Origin of the sequence: Frankia sp. CpI1-P, assembly GCF_001421075.1 — a bacterium.
Lineage (GTDB): Bacteria > Actinomycetota > Actinomycetes > Frankiales > Frankiaceae > Frankia > Frankia torreyi.
The window spans coordinates 111,732-133,678 of the sequence record NZ_LJJX01000009.1 but is presented as its reverse complement, the minus strand read 5'-3'; the positions used below and the strand labels follow the sequence as shown (position 1 = coordinate 133,678).

The window sequence follows — 21,947 nt, the reverse complement described above, 5'->3', positions numbered from 1 at the left end:
GGCGTCCCCGAACTGTTCGATCGACAGGCCGGGATGCGCCGCCCGGACGGCGGCGACGGCGTTCAGCGTCGGCTCGACCGGCGCCGGATCGTCGTCGGTGCCCTTCAGATTGAAGGCCAGCAGCACCGAGCGCAGATCGTGGGAGACCAGGCCGGGGTCGGCGCTCACGCCGGGCAGGGGCAGCGGGCCGCGCACCGCCGTCGCCACCCCGCTCGCCCGGACCCGGGCGGCGGCGTCGGTCAGCGCCGACCGGATCTGCGGGTCGGCCAGCAGCGCCTGCGGGTTCGCCGCGGGGGTGGCGCGCTGGATCAGGACGTTCTCGTCGGCCGGGTTGACGTAGCCGTGCTCGTCGAGAATGTGCTGGGCCCGGGCATCCTCCCCGGTTCCGTAATCGGCGTCGGCCAGGGTGTGGGTGCCGATCGTGCTGCCGAGGACGATCGCCAGGGCGACGCCGAGCAGCCAGCCGCCGACGGCCAGCCACCGGTGCCGGACGCTCCACCGCGCCGCCCGGGCGGCGAGATGCGTCGGCCGGTCGGNCTGCTCCGGCCGCCGGACGTGCCGGCCGGATGCGGGCGCGACGGCTGTCTGACCTGGGGGACTGGCTGGCGAAGGAGGTGGCGTGCGCATGGAACGACGATCTCGTTCCCGGCGTTCATGGTCACTGCGGTGAGCTACCGGGTTCTCGCTGTGGCCACCCGCCGTTGCGGGGTGGGGCTGCCCCCACCCCGGCCTCCCCGGCCTGCCGCCCGCGGTGCGGCGGGCTCAGGAGGTGGAGAGGTAGTCCTTGAACGAGATGCCGGTCAGCCGCTCGTACGCCTCGACGTAGCGGGCCCGCGTCGCCTCGACGACGTCGTCCGGCAGCTCCGGTCCCGGCTCGGTCTTGTCCCAGCCGGTGCTCGTCAGGTAGTCCCGGATGTACTGCTTGTCGAACGACGGCTGGGAGACGCCCGGCGACCAGGTATCCTCCGGCCAGAACCGGGACGAGTCGGGGGTGAGCACCTCGTCGGCGAGCCGCAGCGTGCCCTCGGCGTCGTGGCCGAACTCGAACTTCGTGTCCGCGAGCAGGATGCCCCGCTCGGCCGCGAGGTCGCTGGCCCGCCCGAAGATCTGCAGGGTGAGCCGCTCCAGCTCGGCGGCGAGCTCGTCACCGACCCGCCCGGCCGCGTCCGCGCGGCTGATGTTCTCGTCGTGCTGGCCGATCGGCGCCTTCGTCGACGGGGTGTAGATCGTCGTCGGCAGCTTGCTGCCGTCGACCAGCCCGGCCGGCAGCGGGTGCCCGCTGACCGCGCCGGTGCGCTGGTAGTCCTTCAGCCCGCTGCCGGTCAGGTAGCCGCGGGCCACGCACTCGATGAGCACCATGTCCAGCCGGCGGCACAGCATCGACCGGCCGCGCAACTGCTCGGTGTACGGCGCGAGCTCGGCCGGGTACTCGTCCACGTTCGAGCTGATGACGTGCGACGGGACGAGGTCGGAGAGCTGGTCNAACCACCACAGCGACAGCCCGGTCAGCACGGCGCCCTTGTCGGGAATCTCGGNCGGCAGGACCACGTCGAACGCCGAGATGCGGTCGCTGGCGACCAGGAGCACGGCGTCGTCCCCGACCGCGAACAGCTCCCGAACCTTGCCCGAACCCAGGTGGGTGAGTCCGGCGAACTCCTCATGTGTCAGCGGCATGCCCCGACCGTACCGACCCCGGACACCACCCGTGGCCTGGTGCGTCCCGCGCCATGCCCGCGCAGCGATTTGTCTGTTGGCGGCGTACCGCGCAGGTCGGACGCCGCCGTCACCGACCTGCGGTGCCGGCGGCGAGCGCCGAGCATGGACGGAGCCGACCGGTTCCGCNTGCAGGCGAGGGGGCGGCGGGCGACGCGAGGGCGGCGAGCGACGGGGCGGCGGGCGAGGCGGAGGGCGGATGGCGAGGGGAGCGGGCGGGGGGCGTCCGGAGAGCGGGATCTACGGCACGGTGCTCACCGCGGGCCTGCTTGCCGCCCAGGACCCGCGGCACGACCCGATGGCCGGCATCGTGCTCGACGTCCTGGTCACCGTGACCGTGTTCTGGCTGGCCCACGGCTACGCCCATGCCGTCGGCCACCCGCTGGCCCGGGGCGAGCCGAGCGGGGCCCTTGATCGCCCCGGCGACGCGGACCCCGGCCCCGACCCGCCCGGGTCGGCCGCCGGTGTGAGCCGCCGTCCCGCCCCGGACCGCGCTCCGGCCGATCCATCCTCAGGCCCCCGGGTCCGTGGCCCGCGGCTGGCGTGGACGGCGCTGGTGGCGAACTGGCCGCTGGCACGGGCCTCGATCCTCCCGCTGGGCGTGCTGGTGCTGGCGCGGCTCGCCGGCGCCTCCGTCGACGACGCGCAGGAGGCGGCGCTGTGGACGTGCGTCGCCCTGCTGGCCCTCTGGGGGCTGCGTGCCGGGCGGGCCGCGGGCCTCGGCGGCTGGCGGCTGGTTCGCTACGCGACCGGCAGCTCCCTGCTCGGCCTGGTCCTCGTCGCCCTGGAAGTCCTCATCCACTGAGGCGGTCGTCCTGGCCGGCGACGCGGCTGATCGTTCGGTCGGTCACTGTGCGAACCGGAGCAGTGGGCCGCCGGGCCCGCCGCCGTGCACTTCTCGCGCGCACTGCCTCGGCACTGAAACTAGGACTCCTAGCTGCAGCGATGTCGTGATCATGTCATTGCGGTGACTTTTGCTCCTCGTCTGTCGAGCTCCCGGATGTTTCGATGCGCGGGTCCGGCGCNGTCCCTCTTCCGCTCCACCCGGCGACCAGCGCCACCTGGCGTCGGCGCAGTCGATTCCTCCCTGACCCGAGGAGCCACCTTGAAGATCCTTACCGCGACGGCGACCGCCCAGGGCCGCCGACACAACGACTTCAACTACTGCATCGAGGGGGAGCTCGTGTGGATCGGGCTCGTCTGCGCGACCGATCGCCGGAATCCCGACGGCGGATGTGGCTGTGGGCGCGCGTTCGCAGGGATGTCCTCCCACCGGGCGACGACGACCGCGATGATTCGTGACGTCGCAACGGACCGCCGCCGGTACGTCAGTGCGCTGCGCGCGAGTCTCGAGGCGCAGCGATGGCCTGCCGCCGGCGCCGACGACCTGGCCGACGGTTTGATGCAGCTCGTCGGTGACTGGCCGGTGGGTACCGTCGTCGAACGCCGGCTTGACGAGGTACGTGTCCGTGACTGGCCGCGGCATGCCTGATCGGTGGATTGGCGTGATCATGCGACGACGGAAGGCGAAGGTATCCGGGGCCGGCCGGCTGGTGGCGCCAGCCGGCCCCGGCAGCCGCGGGTCAGGTGAGGGCGGCGAGGGCGGCGAAGACGGGGCCGAGGCGCTCGGTGTAGCGCTCGGGGCGGCTGACCTCGTCGAGGCGGGCCTCGTCGAGGGGCAGGCCGCGGTCGCCAGCGTGCTTGCGCAGGGTCTCGCGGAACGGCACGCCGGTCTGCCAGGTCTCCATCGCCGCCGCCTGGGTGACGGCGTAGGCGTCCTCGCGGGACAGGCCCGTCTCGACCAGTTCCAGCAGCACCGCCGAGGTGTAGACCAGCCCGCCGGTGGCGTCGAGGTTCGCCCGCATCCGCGCGGTGTCGACGACCAGGCCGGTGACCAGCCGCGTCGTCAGGTGCAGCAGGTAGTCGACGCCGGCCGCGGCGTCCGGCAGGGCGATCCGCTCGGTCGACGAGTGCGAGATGTCGCGCTCGTGCCAGAGCGGCACCCCCTCCAGGACGGGGACGTACTGGGCGCGCACGATCCGGGCGAGGCCGGCGATCCGCTCCGACATGATCGGGTTCTTCTTGTGCGGCATCGCCGAGGAGCCCTTCTGCCCGGAGCCGAACGGCTCGGACAGCTCGCGGACCTCCGTGCGCTGGCCGTGGCGCACCTCCAGCGCCACCGCCTCGCACAGCGTCGCGAGCCCGGCGAGCGCCGCCACCCAGTTCGCGACGCCGTCACGCAGCACGACCTGGGTGGCCACCGGCGTCGGGCGCAGGCCGAGCTTCTCGGCGACGTACGCCTCGACGTCGGGGGTGATGTTCGAGTACGTCCCGACCGCCCCGGAGATCTTCGCGACGGCCACGTCGGCGCGGGCCGCCCGCAGCCGGTCGCGGCAGCGGGCGAGACCGAAGGCGAGGTCGGCGACCCGGTGGCCGAACACGGTCGGCTCGCCGTGGATGCCGTGGGTGCGCCCGACCCGCAGGGTGTCCCGGTGGGCCAGGCCCAGGTCGCGCAGCGCCGCGACGAGGGTGTCCGCGCGGGCCAGCAGCAGGTCGGTCGACTCGACGAGTTGCAGGGCCAGCGCCGTGTCCAGCAGGTCGGACGACGTCATNCCGAAGTGGACGTAGGCGGCGGCCGAGCGCGGCTCGGTGCGGTCCGCCCAGGCCGACAGGAAGGCGATCACGTCGTGCTGGGTGACGGCCTCGATCTCCGCGACCGCCTCGGGCGTGGGGGCGGGGGCCGCCCGGACCGGTGCGACGGAGTCGGCGGGGATCCGGCCGGCGGCGGCGTGCGCCTCCATGACCAGCACCTCGACCTGGCACCACAGCTCGTACTTGTGCGCCTCGGACCACACCCGGCCCATGTCGGGCAGGGTGTACCGGCCGATCACGGCCGGGCGCCGGCGCCGGCGTCGGCTGCCGCGCTCAGGGCGTCCGCCGCGGCCTGCTCGAAGTCGTCCTTGAACGCGGCGAGCTTGAGGCTCAGATCCGGGTCGGACAGCGCCAGGATCTGGATGGCGAGGATCGCCGCGTTCGTCGAGTTGTTCAGCCCGACGGTGGCGACCGGCACACCGGGGGGCATCTGGGCGATGGCGAGCATCGAGTCCATCCCGTCGAGCGCCCCGCCGGAGATCGGCACCCCGATCACCGGCAGCGTCGTCAGCGCGGCGACGGCGCCGGGCAGCGCCGCAGCCAGGCCCGCCCCGGCGATGACCACCGAGATGTCCCGGGCGCGCAACTGGCCGACGTACTCGGCGAGGGTGCGCGGGGCCCGGTGCGCCGACAGCGACACCTGCTCGTACGGCACGCCGAAGCGTTCCAGGGTGGCGCCGGCCTTGCTCATCGTCTGGGTGTCCGACGGCGACCCGAAGACGACGGCCACCCGGGGACGGTCCGGCCCGGTGCTGCTCTGCGACACGGTCTACTCCTTCTTCTTCGGCCGCGTCGGGTCCTCGCCCGGCGCGGTGTCCGCGCGGTGTACGTCAGCCGCATGACGCATCCGGGACGGGTCCCCGATATCGGTGCGGTAGTGGGCGCCGGCCAGCGAGATCCGGCTGACGGCCTCGTAGGCAGATCCTCGCGCGGACTCCAGGTTGGAGCCGATCGCCGTGACGGACAGCACGCGCCCGCCGGACGAGACGACCTGCCCGTCGGCGTCCCGGCGGGTCCCGGCGTGCAGGACGTCGACCCCCGTCAGCGCCCCGGCGGCGGCGAGCCCCCGGATCGGATCACCCAGGCGCGGCGCCGCCGGGTAGCCGGGCGCGGCCACGACGACGCTGATGGCGGCGCCGGAGCGCCACACCGGCGCGCGGCGTCCGGACAGCACGTCGGTCAGCGGCGTGGTGAGCAGGGCGAGGATGGCCTGGACCTCGGGATCGCCGAAGCGGACGTTGAACTCCACCACCCGGGGGCCGCGGGTGGTCAGCGCGAGCCCCGCGTAGAGCAGGCCGGTGAACGGGGTGCCGCGCCGCGCCATCTCGTCCACGGTCGGGCGGATCACCGTCGCGACGATCTCCGCGCTCAGCCCGTGCGATGCCCAGGGCAGCGGGGTGTACGCGCCCATTCCGCCGGTGTTCGGCCCGGTGTCGCCGTCGCCGACCCGTTTGTGATCCTGGGCGGGCAACAGCGGCAGGACCGCGCCGGACTNGGTCACGATCGCGAAGAGCGACACCTCCGGCCCGTCGAGGTACTCCTCCAGGACGACCCGGTCATCCGGGCCGCGCAGGCTCGCGCGCACGGCGGCGACGGCGGCNTCGCGGTCCTCNGTCACGGTGACGCCCTTGCCGGCGGCCAGCCCGTCGTACTTCACCACGTACGGCGGGCCGAACTCGTCGAGGTCGGCGAGGGCCGGCTCGACCTCGGTGTGGTCGCGGGCGGCGGCCGTGGGCACGCCGGCGGCGCGCATGACCCCCTTGGCGAAGGCCTTGCTGCCCTCCAGCCGGGCGGCGGCGGCGCTCGGGCCGAACACCGGCAGGCCGCGGGCGCGCACCTCGTCGGCGGCCCCGGCGACCAGCGGCACCTCGGGGCCGATCACGGTGAGATCCGCGCCGACCTTGTCGGCGAGGTCGGCGACCGCGTCCGGGTCGGCGACGTCGAGCGGGCGGGGCTCGGCGAGTTCGGCCGTGCCGGCGTTGCCTGGCGCACACACCAGCGCGTCGACCCGCGGGTCGCGAGCGAGCGCCCGGCACAGCGCGTGCTCGCGCCCGCCGGAGCCGACGACCAGGACCTTCATCTGTTCACCTCGGGGCGGGGACGGCGGCCGGCCGCGCGTCGGCGGGCACCGGGGGCCTGGCGGACGGCCGGGGCGGGGACGGTGCGGTCGGACGGCACGGTGCGATCGGATGGCGCGGTGCGGCCACAGCCGGCGGGGCCGCAGCCGCGCCGCAGCGGAACGCAGCGCAGACGGCGGCCGGGGGCGGCCGTCAAAGCTGGTCCCCGACGCGCGGCGCCGGGGAGAGGAGCCGGCGCGGTTGCACCAGGTGGCGCGGAACCCCCGCGACCGCCGGAACGGGCCGGGGGCCGTGGCGGTCGGATCGGGTCACTGCCCCAGCCTAGCGTGCAACTGATCATCAGGCGTTCCGCGCCCACCCGTCGACGGTCGCCTATCAGGACAAACCGGGCGCGCGACGCTCGGTCGTGTCGTGGCCTGATCGCGGATTCCGGGCCCTCGGCCGGCGGCGGCCGGGGCCGCACGGCGGTGCGATCGGCACGTTTCCAGGGCTCAGACCGTGCAGAACGCACCGCAACCGGCTCCGCCCGGGCGGTTAGAGGCCGACGCCCGCGCGCCAGAGCAGGTGGGCCATCCCGTGCACCAGATGCAGGGCGCAGCGGCGGGCGTCCACCTCGGCCATGCCGGCGACGATGACGGCCGCGTCGACCGGCCAGACCCGGACCTCTCGGCCGAGCACGGTCAGCGGCGACGGATCGTCGCGTCCCTCGAAGGCACGCCCGCCTGGCTCGACGAACAGGTGCAGCGACCGCCCGGCCGCCGGGAAGGACTCGCACCGCCAGTACAGCAGCGGCCAGGCCTTCAGCCGCTCACGGCGGTGCACCCGGTGTGCCGGCTGCCCGCCGGCGGCCGGATCGTCGCCGGCATCCGGCGCGACCCGCGCTGGGATGCTCCCCTGCGGGTCGACGACCGCGCGCGGCCGGGACCCGTGCCGGCCCGCGGACCGGCGCGCCACGGTGCCGCGGGCCCGCACGGTGACCGGCGGCACCAGGTTCTCCGCGGCGCAGAAGTCCAGGAAGTCGCGGATCTGGGCGTCGACGTGGTTCGCGACCGCGGCGGCGCGTTCGAGCCGCTGGGCCTCGGCCCGCTTCGAGCTGCGGATGGCGTGGCTGCCCCGAAGCAGCACGTCGGTGAGCGTCTCCGGCAGCGCCTCGCCGGTGGGGGAGAACCCGACCGGCCAGGCGTCGGAGTCGGTCGGGCGCAGGTACCGGTGCCGTGCCGCCGGCGCCCACAGCGCCGGCCGGGTGTCGGGGACCGGCCGGGCGTCGGCGGCGAAGGGCTCCGTGATCGGCCGGGCGTCGGCGGCGCGGGCGTCGGCGGCGTGGGCCTCCGTGGCGCGGGCGTCGGCCGGGACGGGGGTGGGCGGCGCCGGCATCTGGCCGGGCACGGAGTGATCGTCACTGGACGGGCGGGCCCCTGCACCGGACACCGTCCTCACCCCCACCCGCCATCGCTTACTGTGACCGTCCAAGCCTCGACGGTAACTCTGCGTTGTGCAAGTGGGGGGACGGCCGTCCGGGGCCGCGCCGGGCGCGGTCAGACCAGGTCGTTGATCACCAGGGTCTGGTCCCGGCCCGGGCCGACGCCGATCGCGGAGACGGGAGCACCGGAGAGCTCCTCCAGCGTCCGGATGTAGTCCTTCGNGGCCGCGGGCAGGTCGGCGTACTTCCGCACCTCGGAGAGGTCCTCATGCCAGCCCGGCAGCTCGGTGTAGATGGGACGGGCGTGGTGGAACTCGGTCTGCGTCATCGGCATCTCGTCGACCCGCTCGCCACCGATGTCGTAACCCACGCAGATCGGCACGCGGTCGAAGCCGGACAGCACGTCCAGCTTGGTGAGGAACAGGTCGGTCAGGCCGTTGACCCGCACCGCGTAGCGAGCGATCACCGCGTCGAACCAGCCGGTGCGCCGCGCGCGGCCGGTCGTCACACCGAACTCGCCGCCGATGCGCCGTAGCTCCTCGCCGACCTTGTCGTCCAGCTCGGTGGGGAAGGGGCCGGCGCCGACCCGGGTGGTGTACGCCTTGATGATCCCGACGACCCGATTGATGCGGGTCGGCCCGATGCCGGCGCCGGTCGCCGCGTANCCGGCGGTCGGGTTCGACGAGGTCACGAACGGATAGGTGCCGTGGTCGACGTCGAGCAGCGTGCCCTGGGAGCCCNCCAGCAGCACGACCTTGCCCTCGCGCAGCGCACGGTCCAGCACGAGGCTGGTGTCGGCGATGTGCGGGCCGAGGCGTTCGGCGTAGCCGGCGTACTCCTCGACGACCTCGTCCACTTCGATCCGGCGCCGGTTGTAGACCTTCGCCAGGACCTGGTTCTTCTCGCGCAGCGCGAGTTCGAGCTTCTTGCGGAAGATGCCCGGGTCGAGCAGGTCCTGGACCCGGATGCCGGTGCGGGCGACCTTGTCGCCGTAGGTCGGGCCGATGCCGCGGCCGGTGGTGNCGATCCGCGCCTTGCCCAGGTAGCGCTCGGTCACCCGATCCAGGGCCCGGTGATGAGGCATGATCAGATGAGCGTTCGCGCTGATCAGNAGGCGCGAGACGTCGATGCCCCGGGCGGCGAGCCCGTCCATCTCGGTGAGCAGGACGCCAGGGTCGATCACAACCCCGTTGCCGATCACCGGCACGCAGTCGGCCCGCAGGATGCCACTGGGGATCAGGTGGAGGGCGTAGTGCTCCTCCCCGATGACCACCGTGTGGCCGGCGTTGTTGCCGCCCTGATAACGGACGACGTAGTCGACGGCGCCGCCCAGAAGGTCGGTCGCCTTTCCTTTTCCCTCGTCGCCCCATTGGGCGCCGATGAGGACGAGAGCGGGCACCGGGCGAGGTTACTAGGGATGGCACTCGCGCGTGGCCGGTCGGGCGATGCATCTACCGTCCGGCTTCGGCATCTCACGGTCCGTCGAAGCCGAGTTCGCGGGCGGCGACGGGATCGCTGTCGGCGAGGAAGGTCTGGCAGCGGGTGGCCTCCTCGGCCTCCCCGATGGCCGCCGCGGCCCGCCCGAGCGCGGCCAGGGACCGCAGGAAGCCGCGGTTCGGCTCGTGCGACCAGGGAATCGGCCCGTTGCCCCGCCAGCCGGCGCGGCGCAGCGCGTCGAGTCCGCGGTGGTATCCGGTGCGGGCGTAGGCGTACGCCTCGACGGGCCGGTCGCCGGCCAGCGCGAGCTCGGCGAGGGCGGCCCACGGGGCGCTCAGCGCGGGCGAGGCGGCGGCCACGGCCGTCGGCGCCTCCCCCGCGGCCAGCGCGTCGGTGGCGATGGCGTCGGAGGGCAGCAGCGTCGGCGGCGGGCCTGAGAGCAGGTTGCGGCCCGGGTCGGACGGCGTCGTCATGGCTGCATCCTGCCGCACGGGCGTGGCGACCTGCCGCACGGGTGTGGTGGGCGGTCGCGGCGGGTCACGATCGGACGGTGACGTTCCACAGGTTCTGGCCGACGGCGCCGGGCTGGCCGTCGCTGACCCGGGTCAGGTAGCCATAGAGGGCGGCGATGCCCTGCGACTGCGGACCGAACTTTCCGTCGACGGTGAGCAGGAAGCTCTTGTTGCGCATCGCGGCCTGCCAGACGAACGCGTCCGGCCGGACGTCGTCGCCGTAACCGGCGTTGAGGACGGTGCCCTTGTAGGCGTTGTCGCCCATCTCCTGGCGGGCGCGGTCGAGCGTCATCGNCGGCTCGGCGGGGGTGAGGGCCTGCTCGATGACGTCGCTGGAGCCGGAGCCGACCGAGGCCGGGCCGTTGTTCGTCAGGCCCATCTTGCGCGAGCAGGACGGCCACGGCTGCCAGCCCCGCGAGTTGTAGAGCTTGGCCGCGGCCTCGTCCTGGGTGGCGGGGGAGGCCTGGTAGGGCCGGCCGGAGTAACCGAGGCTGTGCCAGGTCTGGTCGTCGAACTGGTACCCGCCGGAGAAGCCGTTGCCGGTGTTGATGGAGTAGTTCCCGCCGGACTCGCACTGCCGGAGCTTGGCGAAGTCGTCGGCGGTGGCGGCGCCGGCGGGGGCCGCGGTGACCGCGAGCCCGCTGCCGACGATGGCCGTCACCGCGCCGGTGGTGCGAAGGATGCGACCCGCGGTCGAGTGGGTCTGCGGGGCCCGATGTTTACCACCACGCCGTCCTGACGGCATGTCAGTCCAATCCCGATCGCCTGCGGGGTGAGCTGTCGGGTGCGGGCTGGGATGGCCCGGCCGGTCCGCCCCGGGCCGTCGGTGGTGCGTGGGAATCGTTCTCCCCACACCGGATGGCTGGGACGAGCCTGCTTAACCCCAAGGGCGTCCAGAACGCCCGAATTGGTGGGTCCCCCACTCCTGCCCGTTGCGGTGCGTACTAGTTCCAGCCGCTCGCACGTCGGGCAGGACTCGGCGTCCGTCCGAGCGACCTCGCCGGGTGGCGAGTGATCGGCACTCTAGCGATAACGGTCCAGGGGGCGCAAACCGGGGTGGTTCGCAGTAACCAGGTTGGGACGCGCGAACGGCGGAGCCCGACGGTGCCGCCCGATCGGGTGGCGGGGTGTGCCGCCGGCACCGCGGGGTATCACCACGGCGGCGTCGGCATCCGGTGCGGAGTGGGTGGCCGACCGGCCCGTTTCGGAACGCGCACGGAGATCGTCCGGGCGTCCGGGCGGGCCGGTCGGGGCGAGTTGGTGAGCTCCCCTGGCCGGTGTCACCGGGGTGGGAAGGTCGTCCGAGAGCCGTGACGCGCGTCCCCGCGTCCCGGGTCGGATGGACTACATGCGCATGGTGCCGTTTGGCGGCGCGGCGATCGGCCGGATGGCTACCGCGCGTGATGTGGCGCTCAGCCGAAGGTGGCGTGCCAGGTCGCCGGGCCGACGATGCCGTCGACGGCCAGACCGTGGGAGCCCTGGAAGGAGCGGGCGGCGGCGGCCGAGCGCGGCCCGAAGTGTCCGTCCACCGCGATCGGGTAACCGAGCTGGCTCATCCGGGTCTGCCAGGCGCGCACGTCGGCCCGGTCCTGCCCGACCAGCGCGGCCGTGAGGTTGCGGGTGAAGTTCGGGGTGGTGGAGGCCGCGGGGCTGACGGTCAGCGGGGCCCGCGCCGCTGAGCGCGACGCCTGCGCCGCGCCGCTGGCCGACGAGCCGCCCGCGAGCTGGTCGGCGCCCATGCCGCGACCGCAGACCGGCCACTGGCCGAAGCCGGAGCGCTGGGCGAGCCGGAGGGCGGCCTCGTCCTGGACCGCCGGGGGCGCCTGATGTGGCAGCCCGCTGTAGCCGAGGCTGTGCCAGGTGCTGGCCGAGAACTGATAGCTGCCGAAGTAGCCGTTGCCGGTGTTCGTCGTGTAGTCACCGCCGGACTCGCACTGCCGCAGACCCGCCCAGGTTTGCGCCTCGGCCGGCTGGCTGACCGCAAGGGTACCCCCGACCGCCGCCGCGAGAACCGGAGCAACCATGAGGGCCCGCGCCCGGATACGGGTGCCGGCGCTCCATTGTCGGCCACTGGTACGTGCGTCGGACATATGTTTGTGGTCCTTCCCCACGCCTGCGAGGTGAGCTGTCGGATTCGGGCTGGGAACTGCCCGGCCATGCCAGGGATTCCTGGGGACGTGTGCTCGCACCGAAAGACCCTGGTGCGTCCGTCACTCACGGCTTCACCCCGAGAGCATCGAATCCCTTCGACGCTCGGAGATGGTTCCCCCGTTCCTGCCGTCTGGTCTGGAGAAATCGTCGACCGGGGGCAGGATTCGGCGTGCCGCCCGACGAATGCCAGACGTTGTCGTCGGCACGGCGAAGACCATAACCACGCCGGCCGGCGAGTCGCCAAGCATTGAATAGGGCACGTGAAAAAGAGCACAGTCGGCGCGCCTGCTTGAGTGCCCGCTGGGTGACTGGTATCGCGCGTGCGCGCCCGCTCATCAACCTGGCGTTATCGCGGACGGGGGTATTTGTGGCCGGCTGATCACCCTGTTTGCCGATGGGTTATGGCGAGCAGAGCGTGGTGAATCACGCCGAATGGGTGACCTGCGGAGAAGCAATATCGACTGTGCCGCGGCGCGCTGGATGGGCGCAATGGTNCGCTTACCCCGGTTCGTCCTGGGCAGCCTACCTGTGTGAGAAAAACTACGGAAACCTGGTGGTGACTTACGACCTTGTCATTCGGGTGCCCGCCGCGCCCGGTCAGGCACGCAGCGGCGTAGCGACGCTCGGAGGCCCAGGTCTCGGGGGAGGATGTCCTGGTGGGGCACTCGGGGCGTCCGATGCGGCCGCACGTCCGCCTCGTGTGGGTCGATCTGGCCGAAACCTGCTGCTGATAAGCGTGGCCGGGCAACGGACCCGAGGGGGACCACTCGACGAAAGACAGTGGTCCCCCAGTCGCGTGACGCAACTGGGGGACCGTGGGTGCCCGCATGATACGGGACATCATCGAGACGATCGATGGGGTGGATCTGCCGGATGTCCGTTCTGTGCCGGTCGCTCCGTCCCNACCGTCGGGGGCCGGTGGGGATCCGCGCGGCCGCCGGAATGGTTGCCGCTGCGCGCCGGGGCCGGGCCGAGCGGTCCGCCGGCCAAGCCGGCAGAGTCGAGAAAAGCCACCCGAATGGCCGGCCCGGCCCCAGGTGTGCCCGGGTCGGTCCGGGCGGTGCCCGGTGGCACACCCGGCGCGACGATCGCCGGGTGTGATCCTCCGGGCCGGGAGGGTTGCGGTCGGGCCGGGCTCGGGAGCGGGTGGTGGCTAGGCCCTGCTGAGGGACCGACCGGCCGAGCGGAGATCCTCGCACGCCTGGGCCACCCGGGCCGCCATGCCGCTTTCGGCGAGCTTTCCGTAGGTGCGCGGGTCGTAGGCCTTCTTCGCCCCGACCTCGCCGTCCACCTTGAGTACCCCGTCATAGTTCTTGAAGACGTGGTCCACGATGGGACGGGTGAATGAGTACTGGGTGTCGGTGTCCACATTCATCTTCACGACCCCGTAGTCCAGGGTCTCCCGGATCTCGCTGAGGTCCGAGCCGCTGCCGCCGTGGAAGACGAGATNGAACGGCTTCGATCCGGCTGGCAGACCCAGCTTCTGGGCGACGTGATCCTGGCCCTCGCGAAGAATCGTCGGACGAAGCTTGACGTTTCCCGGCTTGTACACCCCGTGCACGTTGCCGAAGGTCGCGGCCAGCAGGTAACGGCCCTTCTCGCCCGAACCGAGGACTTCGGCGGTCCGCCACATGTCGCCCGGCGTGGTGTAGAGCTTCTCGTCGATCGCGCCGACGACGCCGTCCTCCTCGCCGCCGACGACGCCGATCTCGACCTCAAGAACGATCTTCGCGGCGGTGGCGTCGGCGAGCAGTTCCTCGGCGATCTTGAGGTTCTCCTCGAGCTCGACGGCCGAGCCGTCCCACATGTGGGACTGGAACAGCGGCTCGCGGCCGGCGGCGACCCGCTCCTTCGAGATCGCGATGAGCGGCNGGATGTAGGTGTCGAGCTTGTCCGCCGGGCAGTGGTCGGTGTGCAACGCGATGGTGACCGGGTAGGCCTTCGCGACGTGGTGGGCATACTCGGCCAGGGCCTCCGCGCCCAGGACCATGTTCTTCACCGTCGAACCGGACAGGTACTCCGCCCCGCCGGTGGAGACCTGCACGATTCCGTCGCTGCCCGCCTCGGCGAATCCCCGCAGGGCGGCGTTGAGGGTCTGCGACGAGGTGACGTTGATCGCGGGGTAGGCGAAGGCCTCGGACTTCGCCCGGTCGAGCATCTGGGCGTAGGCCTCTGGGGTGGCGATGGGCATCGGTGGGGCTCCTTGTCGAACCTGTCGGGGCGCCGATCAGCCATGGACGGCGGCGCTGAGCAGCCCGACAGGGCCGGCAGACCGCCGTTGGACTGTTGGTGGGCGAAGGGTATGACGGCTCGCCCCGTCGGGGTGGTCGGATGCGGCCGACGTCGCCGGGACAAAGTCGGTCACCGACGCGGCGCCGGTGCGCATTGCCTGTTCGGCGGGACGCCGAGGCTCGCCGGGCGTCGCGACCAGGGGCAGGGGAGGGGATGGCCCGGACGGGTGTGGTCCGTCGGCAGGCCCGGGACGCCGACCGCGGCGACGCGCCCGCCACCCGGCCGGGCCCGCCCGGCACACTGGTCACGTGGACGTCGGCAGCCTGTCCGGGACGACGCTGTACATCGTCCTGTTCGCGATGATTTTCACCGAGAGCGGGATCCTGATCGGGTTCTGGCTTCCCGGGGACACGATCCTGTTCGCGGCCGGCCTGGTCGCCGCGGACGCCGGCGCGGACGTCTCCATCTATGTCCTGTGCGTGGGAGTCGCCCTCGCGGCCAGCGCCGGCGCCGCCGCGGGCTACTACACCGGGCACCGGCTGGGCCGGCCCTTCCTGGAGCGCCGCTACGCCCCGGCCCTGGCCCGGACGGAGGAGTTCTACCGGCGGTTCGGGGCAGTCACCCTCGTGGCCGCCCGGTTCGTCCCGTGGGCGCGGACGTTCGCCCCGGTCCTGGCCGGGGCCGTGGCCATGCCGTGGCACCGGTTCCTCGTCGCCGTGGTGTCCGGCGCGGTGGTGTGGGGGACCGGGCTGATCCTGCTGGGCTACGCGGCTTCCGCCATTCCTGGCCTGCGCGACGCCACGGGCTGGCTCGCGCTGGTGGTGGTGGTCGCCTCCGTCCTGGCGGGGGTCGGGGGCGAGTTGCTGCGCCGCCGCACCGCCCGGGGCCGGACCACCCACGGGCAGTCGGTCCCCGAGGCCACCGCCGACCGGGGGCCGGTGCGTGACGACCCCCACCCGGATGACGGTTCGGTACCGGCACCGGCACCGGTGCCGACGGCGGAACCGGATCCCTCGGCCGCCTCGGCGACCGATCGGGACCGGTGACCGGCGGGTCTCCGCCACAGGTCTTCGCCACAGGTCTTCGACCGTTCGCCGCGATTCGCCGCCGGAGGACGTCGGCGTTGTCCCTTCGTGCCCCCGGTGGCCGGGCCGCTGCCCTGATCGATCCGGCGGGTAATCTCCACCACATCGCTACCAGATCACATCGGGTAGGCAATGGGCGTTGATGATGGTAGTTCCTGACTACGCCTAGCTAGCCTTGATCGATCCAGGCACGAGGTCGGGGGGGCCGACCGAGCGAAGGGTCCGATGCAGCGCACGCGTAATCGCCACCGGGCGCCCCGGCGCCCGGTGCTGCCCGCGTACGGCGCGGCGGCGGGCGTTCTCCTGGCCACGCTCGCGCTCGCGCTGTGGGTCACCGGCCGTGCCGGCGCGGCTACCGGGGGACTCGCCCTCCGTGTGGCCGGCGCGACGTCGGCGGCCGAGCGGTCGTCCACGGGGAACCCCGCTGGCGCGGCCGCGGGCGCAGCCACAGGCCAGGCCGGGCCGGGCACCGTCACCGCGGCGCGCACGCCGGCCCGAGCGCTGGCGGCGCCCATCGGTGGCGCCGCGGGGTCGCCGTCGGCGCAGCGGCCCGGCCCGGGTGCGTCGGGACCGGCCGCCGCAGGCGCCGCCGGTCTGGCCGCGCCCGGCCAGCCGCCCGCCCGGGCCCGCCTGATCGCCGACGTGATCGCGGCCACGAACCGGGCACGGCGGGCGGCGGGCTGCGCGGACTTGGTGGCCGATCCGGTGCTGACGGCGGCGGCCCGGGCGCACAGCGTCGACATGGCAGTGTCCGGCTACTTTCGCCACGACAGCCCCGACGGCCGCAGCCCCTTCGACCGGATGGCGGCGGCTGGCTTCGACTACTCCGTCGCCGCGGAGAACATCGCCGCCGGACAGCGCAGCGCCGCCGAGGTCGTCCGGGACTGGATGGACAGCCCCGAGCACCGGTCGAACATCCTCACCTGCTCGCTGACGCGGATCGGCGTCGGCCTCGCGACGGGCGGGACCTACGGCTACTACTGGACGCAGGACTTCGCGACCCCCGAAACGGGCCCCTGACGCGATCGGCCGGTCCGGCCCGAGAGGTGGCGCCCGCCCCCGGCACCGGCGGATTCCGGTTTCGGGCGTGGAGGGGGCCGGCCGGCCGGGTCGACTCGCGCCGATGGTCCGCCGCTGCGGGCCGATCGATCCCGTAGGGTCGGGACGTCGTCGCCGACGGCAGCGAGGGCGGCACGGCCGGCGGAGCGGACCGCGGCGATCGCGACAGGACCGTCGACGCGGGTGACCCGGGCGTGGGTGACCCGGGTAGGAGGAGTGGGCCGTGGTTCGGGCGGTGGTCACCGGCGCGGCCGGGTTTCTGGGCGGAGCGCTTGCGCATGCCCTGCGCGGGCAGGGCGCCGACGTCGTCGCGCTGGATGTCCGGCGCGCGCCCGGCGTGGTGCAGGCCGACATCAGCCGGCCGGGTGAGTGGGAGCGGGCGCTCGACGGCGCCGACCTGGTCATCCACGCCGCCGCAGTGGGGACCGGCGGCGTCGCGGAGCTCACCCCGGTGCGCCCGGGGCGCGCCGGGGCACCGCTGCGGGTTCCCGGCGCCGAGGTCCGGCGGGTGACGCTCGGCGGTACCGCCGCCCTGCTCGACGCGGCCGGGCGCGCCGGGGTCGCGCGTTTCCTGCACCTGTCCTGCGTGGACGTGTTGTCGCGGGTGGCGCCGCGCGACGGCGAACGGGCCGAGGCCGGCCTGGTGGGCGGGCCGCTGGTGGACGAGACCGCCCCGGTCGGCCTCACCGGCGACGTGCGGGCCGACGCGCTCGCCGCCGCCGAGCAGGCAGTGGGTTCGGCCGCGGCGCACGGGCTCGGTGCCACCGTGGTGCGCATCGGCGACGCCTACGGTCCCCGCGCGGGGCGCTGGACGCTGTGGCCGGTGCTGCTCATGCGGGCCGGCCGGTTCGTGCTGGTGGACGGCGGCCGCGGGGTCCTCAGCCCGGTCCACGTCGACGACGTGGTCGCGGCGGTGATGGCGGTCGCCGCCGCGGACCGCGCCGCGGTCGCCGGCGAGGTGCTGCACGTCACCGGGGGCGAGCAGGTCAGCGCCGCCGAGTTCTTCGGGTACTACAGCCGGATGCTGGACCTGCCCTCGCCGCGGTCCGTGCCGGGCCGGCTGCTCGGGGCCGTGGACGCGTGGGACCGGGTGCGGGCACTCGGCGCGGGGCTGGCGGCCCCGAGGTCGCCGGCGTCGGCGGGCGGTGTGCCAGCCAGCGGTGTGCCAGCCGGCGGTGTGCCGGCCGCGGCGGAGTCGGCGCCCGCCAGGACCGCGACGCCGGACCCGCCCGGCGTCGCCACCCCGCCGCCCGTGTCGGGCCGCCCCGCCGGAGCCCTGGTCCGCGGCCTCGGCGCGCGGCTCGTGGCCGGCGTCGACCCGCGCGCCCGGGTGGACCTCGGCGCGCTCGGCGTGCGCGAACTGACCCGGGACGCCGGCTTCTCCATTACCCGGATCGGCAGCCTGGCCGGCTGGTCGCCCGCCGTGCCACTCGCCGACGGCATGGGCCGCACCGAGTCGTGGCTGCGGGAACGGGGCCTGCTCGGCGTTCGGGAACCGTCCCGCCGTGGGTGAAGGCCCCACCCTCACCACCCCCCGGCTGCTCGCCCTGCCGCTGACGGTCTGGAACGCCGGCTACGTCGCCGAGGAGCTCGCGCCGGCGTTGGCGTTCACGGCGGTGGTCGCCCGGTCCGGCGGGCGCGGCGGGGACGGGGTCGGCCCCTACGGCGGGATCGTCGGCACGGATCCGCACGCCGCCGCCCCGGATCCCCTCGACCCGGCCGGGTCGCTGCGCCGCGAGCTGCGCCGCCGGGCCGGCGCCGGGCGGTCGGTGCTGACCTGGGTGCTGCGGCGAAGGTCGGGGCCGGCGGCCGTCGGCCTGGTCGCCGCGGACACCCACGGCCGGCGCGCCGTGGTCGGGGTGTCGATAGTGCTCGGCTGCCGGCGCGAGGGCTATGCGACCGAGGCCGTCCGCGCGGTCGCCGGCTGGTTCGAGTACCNCGGCGCCCTGGTGGAGACGAGGATCCGCCGCGGTGACGGGATCGGAAAGCGCCTGGGGCAGGCGACCTCGTTCGTGCCCACCCCCGTTCTGATAGCCGACTGGTGGCGGATCTGGCTGCGTCCGCCGACGGGCTGATCACCCTCGACGTCACGCACCGTCACGTGGCCCGGTTGGGTGCCCGCCGGCACGGTGTCACCGCGGCCGTCCCGGCGTTCCCCGCGCCCGGACCGGCCCGTTTCCTGGTCGCCGGACCGAAAGTGCCTGCCCAGCGTTGATGGATGGGCCTGTGCAATGTTGTGTCGGCGTTGCCGTGACAGTGGCCTCCTGTCAGCCGGGCGACAACCGTCTTCTCGTAATTTCGGCGGCAGAGGGCGAGCGNTGGACACGCCGCGGTGGCAGCCCCCTGTTCAGACCGTGATGCCCTGGGGCACCATGTAAAGCGATGTCGCGACCGTTGGCCGACGGGCTGAGTGAGGGCGGGGCGTCCGGGGCGGTCCGTGGGAGGTCCGTCTCGCGTCCGGGGAGGGGAGCCCGAACGGTTCGGCGCTACCTGCGCCTGGGAGGTCAGCAGCATGAGCGTGGATACCCCTCGGGGGACACCGGCCGGAGTCCGGCCGGGGGAGGTCACCTACGACCACCTGATCATTCCGTCGCACTGGCGGCGGTCCAACGAGTCCACGCCGGGCGCGCCCAACGCGTTGTTTCCACCCGATGGCGGCGCGTCGGGCCAGCAGGTTCCGCCGCCGATCAATCCGACGACCGGGGCGATGACCGGTCCCCTGCTCGTCGGGACCACCGCGCGGGCCTTCGCCAAGCTGGATGACCTGATCCGGCTCAGCGCCGAGGACAAGGCCGTGATCGCCGCCCGGNGGGACGAGGCGGAGCGGGCGCTGCGGGCGATCTTCCCGCCCCGGTGCGCACTGCCGCTGGTCGGCGTCGCGACGATCGGCTCGGCCGGGCGGGACACCATGATCCAGCCGCTGGACGAGGTCGACATCTTCGCCGTCTTCTCCGCCGCGAACAGCGCGTGGAAGCGGTTCCGCTGGGACTCGCGCGATCTGGTGCTCTGCGTGCGCAACGCGATCGGCGGCGAGCGGATCCAGACGATCGGCAGCCGCGGCCAGGCGCTGCGCATCGTCTACGACTCGCCGCCGGACGTGCACCTCGTCCCGNCGTTCGATCACCCCCGGGCCGGCTACGTCATGCCCGACCGGGTCGGCGGCTGGCTGCCGACCCGCCCGGAGCGGCACACGAGCTGGACCGCGGACCTCGGCCCCCGGGTGATCTCGGCGGTGCGCCTGCTCAAGGCATGGAACCGGGTGTGCGGCAGCCACCTGCGCTCGTTCCACATCGAGGCGCTTGCCGGGCAGGTCCTCGTCGGTCGCGGGCTCAACACCCGGCAGGGACTGGCCGAGGTCTTCCGCCACATGGACGAGGTCGGCCTGGTCGCGGCGGATCCGGCGGACGTCGGCGGTGACCTGTCCGCCTACCTGCGCCCCGAGGACGTCGACGCGCTCGCGGAGACCATCCGGCTCGCCCGGATCTACTCGGCGAAGGCGGTCGACGCGGAGCAGGCCGGGGACCACGAGGAGGCCGTGGCCCTCTGGGGCTCGGTGTTCGGCCNGGAGTTCCCGACCTTCGGCTGACCCGCCCCGGCCGTCGTTCCCAGGTCCGTCACCGGTTGTCCGCGGGGCCGGGTTCTGGCTGGCGAGGCGTCAGGTCATCCACCGGTCCGGCACGGCCGCGCGGCGCCCCAGCCGGGACCGCTCGGCCTGGGCGGCGACGATCCGCAGCGCCTCGGCCCGGTCGCGCAGGCCGGCCCGCACCCGCACCGGTCCGCCGGTGGTGTCCAGGTGCACGTCGGCGAGGCGCAGCACCCGGGCCAGCGGGTTCGCCACCAGACGGATGCTCTGCACCTTGCCGTGCGGGATCAGATCGGTGTACCGGCGCAGCAGCCCGTGACGCGCGACGAAGACCACGTCGTCGGCGCCGCAGGACAGCACCCGCCAGTGAATCGGGGCGAGCAGCGCGGCCCGTCGCGGCGGGCGGGCCAGCTCCACCGCGGCCACATCCACCCCGGGTAGCAGCTTGCCGATCAGCTCCAGCGCCTCGTCCCGGCGGGCGACCGGAAGCAGGACCGACGGACCGCCGCCGGCCACGTTCATCCGGATGGTCACCCAGCCGCTCGGGCGCCACAGCAACGGCTCCCCGATACTGATCGCCTGGACCCGCCCCGGCGGGACGGTGGCGTGGGCGCGCTCGAGCAACCCGCTGTCGATGCGCAGCCCGTCCGGCGACTCGGACACGGCGTACGGGTAGCCGGCGGCGAAGATCCGGAAGGTGGTGTGCCAGAGCCAGCCGAGCAGCGGGAGCGCGCCCAGGACGCCGGCGCGGGTGCCGGTGAGCAGCGACGGCGTGGCGATCGCCGCCGCCCCGAACAGCGCCGCCCAGGGTGCGGGCGACAGGGCGATCGCCGCGATCAGCCGCCTCGGCAGCACCTCGGCGAGCGGATGGAACGGCGCCTCGCCGACGTCGGGGGCGAGCCCGGCCGCGGTGGCGAGCAGTTCGGCGCGCAGCCGGTGGGCATGCCCGATCGACAGGTACCGCAGGTCGGACCCGGAGTCGCCCCCGTCCGAGTCGGACCGTTCCCGGTGCTCCCGGCCCGCCAGATCGAGGCGCAGGATGGCCAACCCGATCATCCGGGCGAGCAGCGGTTGGACGATGTCCACCGACTGCAGCCGGTCCAGCCGGACGTAGCGGGTGCGCCGGACCAGCAGACCGGTGTCCAGCCGCAGGCCGTCGCGTTCGATCCGGTACCGGGTGAACCGCCAGGCGCAGTAGCCGTAGGTGCCGGCCGCCGGGATCAGGAAGATCAGGGTGAGGCCGATGGCCCGGGCGGTGACATCCTCGGCGAGGTTGCGCCCGACGCTCGCGGCGAACGCGGCGACGATCACCCAGCCCCGCAGGAATGGCGTGAGGGGATGCAGCCGGTGGAACCCGTCCGGCACGGCCATCGGCGCGCCCGCCGGGGAGGCGTCCGAAAAGAGGCCGTCGATCTTGGCAACCCCCCGCTTGGCAACCCCCCGCTCGGCAGCCCCTCGTTCGGTGATCTCCCGCTCGGGGGTCACAGCCCGGCCGACCGGGCTTCGCCACGTTCCGTGAGGGCGTCGCGCAGCCGGGCGGCCTCCCGCGGGGGCAGCCCCGGGATGACGGCGTCGCTGGCCGCCGCCGCGGTGTGCAGTTGCACCTTGGCGATGCCGAAGCGCCGGGCGAGCGGCCCGGCGCTGACGTCGACGAGCTGCATCCGTCCGTACGGCACGACGACCAGGCGCCGCACCAGCACACCCCGGCTGATCAGCAGATCGTCCTCCCGCTCGGCGTAGCGCCAGGCCCGCCAGCCCACGCCGATGGATCGCCAGGCCGCGGCGGCCGCCAGCAGCGGGGCGGCGGTGAGCAGGACCCAGGGCCAGCCGCCGACCGAGAGCGAGATCAGCAGCGTGAGCGCCAACGCCGGAACGGCCCCGAGGACCAGCAGCGTCCGTCGCAGCCGCCGCAGCTCCGGCGGCAGGACCCGCCACTGTTCGGGATCCGGCAGGAGAGCGTCGGGCATGCCGCAACGATAAGTCGCGCCCCGGATACGTCCGACCGGAATGGGACGAGTGGATCGC

16 protein-coding genes, 20 pseudogenes and 2 riboswitches are annotated in these 21,947 nt (G+C 73.9%); of the genes and pseudogenes, 10 read left to right on the top strand and 26 right to left on the bottom strand.

Annotated features, from left to right (window positions below; all coding sequences use genetic code 11):
• The 4 genes and pseudogenes from FF86_RS65690 to FF86_RS43770 all read right to left on the bottom strand — a co-directional run.
• The coding region (locus FF86_RS65690) for a hypothetical protein (RefSeq protein WP_396229817.1) at positions 1 to 126 on the bottom strand (126 nt) is incomplete at its 3' end.
• Positions 127 to 762: 636 nt separating this feature from the next.
• Positions 763 to 1,482 (bottom strand): annotated as a pseudogene (locus FF86_RS08615) (phosphoribosylaminoimidazolesuccinocarboxamide synthase); the annotation flags it as partial.
• A 1-nt stretch (position 1,483) separates the two neighbouring features.
• Positions 1,484 to 1,535: pseudogene (locus FF86_RS43775) on the bottom strand (hypothetical protein); the annotation flags it as partial.
• A 1-nt stretch (position 1,536) separates the two neighbouring features.
• On the bottom strand, positions 1,537 to 1,674 hold a 138-nt coding region (locus tag FF86_RS43770), incomplete at its 3' end, for a phosphoribosylaminoimidazolesuccinocarboxamide synthase (RefSeq protein ID WP_304438111.1).
• Between the two features lie 238 nt (positions 1,675 to 1,912).
• Between FF86_RS43770 and FF86_RS08610 the strand changes: the two genes are divergently transcribed.
• A complete protein-coding gene (locus FF86_RS08610; RefSeq protein WP_052680974.1) occupies positions 1,913 to 2,518 on the top strand; it encodes a hypothetical protein in 606 nt (201 codons plus the stop codon).
• Between the two features lie 300 nt (positions 2,519 to 2,818).
• Positions 2,819 to 3,205, top strand: a complete 387-nt coding sequence (locus tag FF86_RS08605) for a hypothetical protein (protein ID WP_044883974.1) — start codon at positions 2,819 to 2,821, stop codon at positions 3,203 to 3,205.
• Between the two features lie 91 nt (positions 3,206 to 3,296).
• Here FF86_RS08605 and purB read toward each other — a convergent pair.
• The 20 genes and pseudogenes from purB to FF86_RS43695 all read right to left on the bottom strand — a co-directional run.
• Positions 3,297 to 4,325: pseudogene (gene purB / locus FF86_RS08600) on the bottom strand (adenylosuccinate lyase); the annotation flags it as partial.
• Between the two features lies 1 nt (position 4,326).
• Positions 4,327 to 4,604: pseudogene (locus tag FF86_RS43765) on the bottom strand (adenylosuccinate lyase); the annotation flags it as partial.
• Positions 4,601 to 5,131 carry a 5-(carboxyamino)imidazole ribonucleotide mutase gene (gene purE / locus FF86_RS08595; protein ID WP_044883972.1) on the bottom strand — a complete coding sequence of 177 codons (531 nt, stop codon included), beginning with the start codon at positions 5,129 to 5,131 and terminating at the stop codon, positions 4,601 to 4,603. The gene purE and the pseudogene FF86_RS43765, both read right to left, overlap by 4 nt.
• Positions 5,132 to 5,134: 3 nt before the next feature.
• Positions 5,135 to 5,859: pseudogene (locus FF86_RS43760) on the bottom strand (phosphoribosylamine--glycine ligase); the annotation flags it as partial.
• A gap of 1 nt (position 5,860) precedes the next feature.
• Positions 5,861 to 5,965 (bottom strand): annotated as a pseudogene (locus tag FF86_RS43755) (hypothetical protein); the annotation flags it as partial.
• 13 nt (positions 5,966 to 5,978) lie between these two features.
• Positions 5,979 to 6,445, bottom strand: a pseudogene (locus tag FF86_RS43750) (phosphoribosylamine--glycine ligase); the annotation flags it as partial.
• 532 nt (positions 6,446 to 6,977) lie between these two features.
• Complete coding sequence (locus FF86_RS08585; protein ID WP_044884026.1) at positions 6,978 to 7,871, bottom strand: hypothetical protein; 894 nt, start codon at positions 7,869 to 7,871, stop codon at positions 6,978 to 6,980.
• Between the two features lie 107 nt (positions 7,872 to 7,978).
• A pseudogene (locus FF86_RS43745) lies at positions 7,979 to 8,085 on the bottom strand (hypothetical protein); the annotation flags it as partial.
• Between the two features lies 1 nt (position 8,086).
• Positions 8,087 to 8,527: pseudogene (locus tag FF86_RS43740) on the bottom strand (adenylosuccinate synthetase); the annotation flags it as partial.
• A gap of 1 nt (position 8,528) precedes the next feature.
• Positions 8,529 to 8,603: pseudogene (locus FF86_RS43735) on the bottom strand (adenylosuccinate synthetase); the annotation flags it as partial.
• A gap of 1 nt (position 8,604) precedes the next feature.
• Positions 8,605 to 8,885: pseudogene (locus FF86_RS43730) on the bottom strand (adenylosuccinate synthetase); the annotation flags it as partial.
• 1 nt (position 8,886) lies between these two features.
• Positions 8,887 to 8,974: pseudogene (locus FF86_RS43725) on the bottom strand (hypothetical protein); the annotation flags it as partial.
• Position 8,975: 1 nt separating this feature from the next.
• On the bottom strand, positions 8,976 to 9,262 hold a 287-nt coding region (locus tag FF86_RS43720; protein ID WP_242418405.1), incomplete at its 3' end, for an adenylosuccinate synthetase.
• Positions 9,263 to 9,335: 73 nt separating this feature from the next.
• Positions 9,336 to 9,773 carry a DUF3151 domain-containing protein gene (locus FF86_RS08575; RefSeq protein WP_044884025.1) on the bottom strand — a complete coding sequence of 146 codons (438 nt, stop codon included), beginning with the start codon at positions 9,771 to 9,773 and terminating at the stop codon, positions 9,336 to 9,338.
• Positions 9,774 to 9,837: 64 nt separating this feature from the next.
• A pseudogene (locus FF86_RS43715) lies at positions 9,838 to 10,106 on the bottom strand (transglycosylase); the annotation flags it as partial.
• A gap of 1 nt (position 10,107) precedes the next feature.
• A partial coding sequence (locus tag FF86_RS43710) for a transglycosylase family protein (protein WP_242418404.1) occupies positions 10,108 to 10,557 on the bottom strand: 450 nt, incomplete at its 3' end.
• A 2-nt stretch (positions 10,558 to 10,559) separates the two neighbouring features.
• Positions 10,560 to 10,762: riboswitch (cyclic di-AMP (ydaO/yuaA leader) on the bottom strand.
• Positions 10,763 to 11,224: 462 nt separating this feature from the next.
• Complete coding sequence (locus tag FF86_RS08565) at positions 11,225 to 11,902, bottom strand: transglycosylase family protein (protein ID WP_044883968.1); 678 nt, start codon at positions 11,900 to 11,902, stop codon at positions 11,225 to 11,227.
• 7 nt (positions 11,903 to 11,909) lie between these two features.
• Positions 11,910 to 12,143, bottom strand: a riboswitch (cyclic di-AMP (ydaO/yuaA leader).
• Between the two features lie 973 nt (positions 12,144 to 13,116).
• Positions 13,117 to 13,412: pseudogene (locus tag FF86_RS43705) on the bottom strand (class II fructose-bisphosphate aldolase); the annotation flags it as partial.
• A gap of 1 nt (position 13,413) precedes the next feature.
• Positions 13,414 to 13,834: pseudogene (locus FF86_RS43700) on the bottom strand (class II fructose-bisphosphate aldolase); the annotation flags it as partial.
• Position 13,835: 1 nt separating this feature from the next.
• Positions 13,836 to 14,154: class II fructose-bisphosphate aldolase (locus FF86_RS43695; protein ID WP_242418403.1), on the bottom strand; the 319-nt coding region annotated here is incomplete at its 3' end.
• A gap of 349 nt (positions 14,155 to 14,503) precedes the next feature.
• Here FF86_RS43695 and FF86_RS08555 point away from each other — a divergent pair.
• From FF86_RS08555 to FF86_RS43670, 8 genes and pseudogenes are all read left to right on the top strand, one after another.
• Positions 14,504 to 15,241, top strand: coding sequence for a DedA family protein (locus tag FF86_RS08555; RefSeq protein WP_044883966.1), 738 nt, complete (start codon positions 14,504 to 14,506; stop codon positions 15,239 to 15,241).
• A gap of 264 nt (positions 15,242 to 15,505) precedes the next feature.
• The gene (locus FF86_RS08550; RefSeq protein ID WP_044883965.1) at positions 15,506 to 16,300 is read left to right on the top strand and encodes a CAP domain-containing protein; all 795 of its coding nucleotides are present in this window, start codon (positions 15,506 to 15,508) and stop codon (positions 16,298 to 16,300) included.
• 262 nt (positions 16,301 to 16,562) lie between these two features.
• A complete protein-coding gene (locus FF86_RS08545; RefSeq protein ID WP_044883964.1) occupies positions 16,563 to 17,852 on the top strand; it encodes an NAD(P)-dependent oxidoreductase in 1,290 nt (429 codons plus the stop codon).
• Positions 17,845 to 18,277: pseudogene (locus tag FF86_RS43690) on the top strand (GNAT family N-acetyltransferase); the annotation flags it as partial. The gene FF86_RS08545 and the pseudogene FF86_RS43690, both read left to right, overlap by 8 nt.
• A 1-nt stretch (position 18,278) precedes the next feature.
• A pseudogene (locus tag FF86_RS43685) lies at positions 18,279 to 18,414 on the top strand (GNAT family N-acetyltransferase); the annotation flags it as partial.
• Positions 18,415 to 18,851: 437 nt separating this feature from the next.
• Positions 18,852 to 19,148, top strand: a pseudogene (locus FF86_RS43680) (nucleotidyltransferase); the annotation flags it as partial.
• 1 nt (position 19,149) lies between these two features.
• Positions 19,150 to 19,451 (top strand): annotated as a pseudogene (locus FF86_RS43675) (nucleotidyltransferase); the annotation flags it as partial.
• Position 19,452: 1 nt separating this feature from the next.
• A pseudogene (locus FF86_RS43670) lies at positions 19,453 to 19,902 on the top strand (nucleotidyltransferase); the annotation flags it as partial.
• 92 nt (positions 19,903 to 19,994) lie between these two features.
• Here FF86_RS43670 and FF86_RS08530 read toward each other — a convergent pair.
• Together FF86_RS08530 and FF86_RS08525 are read right to left on the bottom strand one after the other, a co-directional pair.
• Positions 19,995 to 21,407 (bottom strand): PH domain-containing protein, encoded by a 1,413-nt coding sequence (locus FF86_RS08530; protein WP_370657202.1) that lies wholly within the window; start codon positions 21,405 to 21,407, stop codon positions 19,995 to 19,997.
• Entirely contained in the window at positions 21,404 to 21,889 is a 486-nt protein-coding gene (locus tag FF86_RS08525) for a PH domain-containing protein (protein ID WP_044883961.1), read from the bottom strand. The genes FF86_RS08530 and FF86_RS08525 overlap by 4 nt, the downstream gene beginning before the upstream one ends.
• Between the last annotated feature and the right edge of the window lie 58 nt (positions 21,890 to 21,947).

Excerpts from the sequence above, each read along its gene's own strand:
- FF86_RS08610 (WP_052680974.1), top strand. The coding sequence starts at position 1,913 with ATGGCGAGGGGAGCGGGCGGGGGGCGTCCGGAGAGCGGGATCTACGGC.
- FF86_RS08575 (WP_044884025.1), bottom strand. The coding sequence starts at position 9,773 with ATGACGACGCCGTCCGACCCGGGCCGCAACCTGCTCTCAGGCCCGCCG.
- FF86_RS08565 (WP_044883968.1), bottom strand. The coding sequence starts at position 11,902 with ATGTCCGACGCACGTACCAGTGGCCGACAATGGAGCGCCGGCACCCGT.
- FF86_RS08550 (WP_044883965.1), top strand. The coding sequence starts at position 15,506 with ATGCAGCGCACGCGTAATCGCCACCGGGCGCCCCGGCGCCCGGTGCTG.
- FF86_RS08525 (WP_044883961.1), bottom strand. The coding sequence starts at position 21,889 with ATGCCCGACGCTCTCCTGCCGGATCCCGAACAGTGGCGGGTCCTGCCG.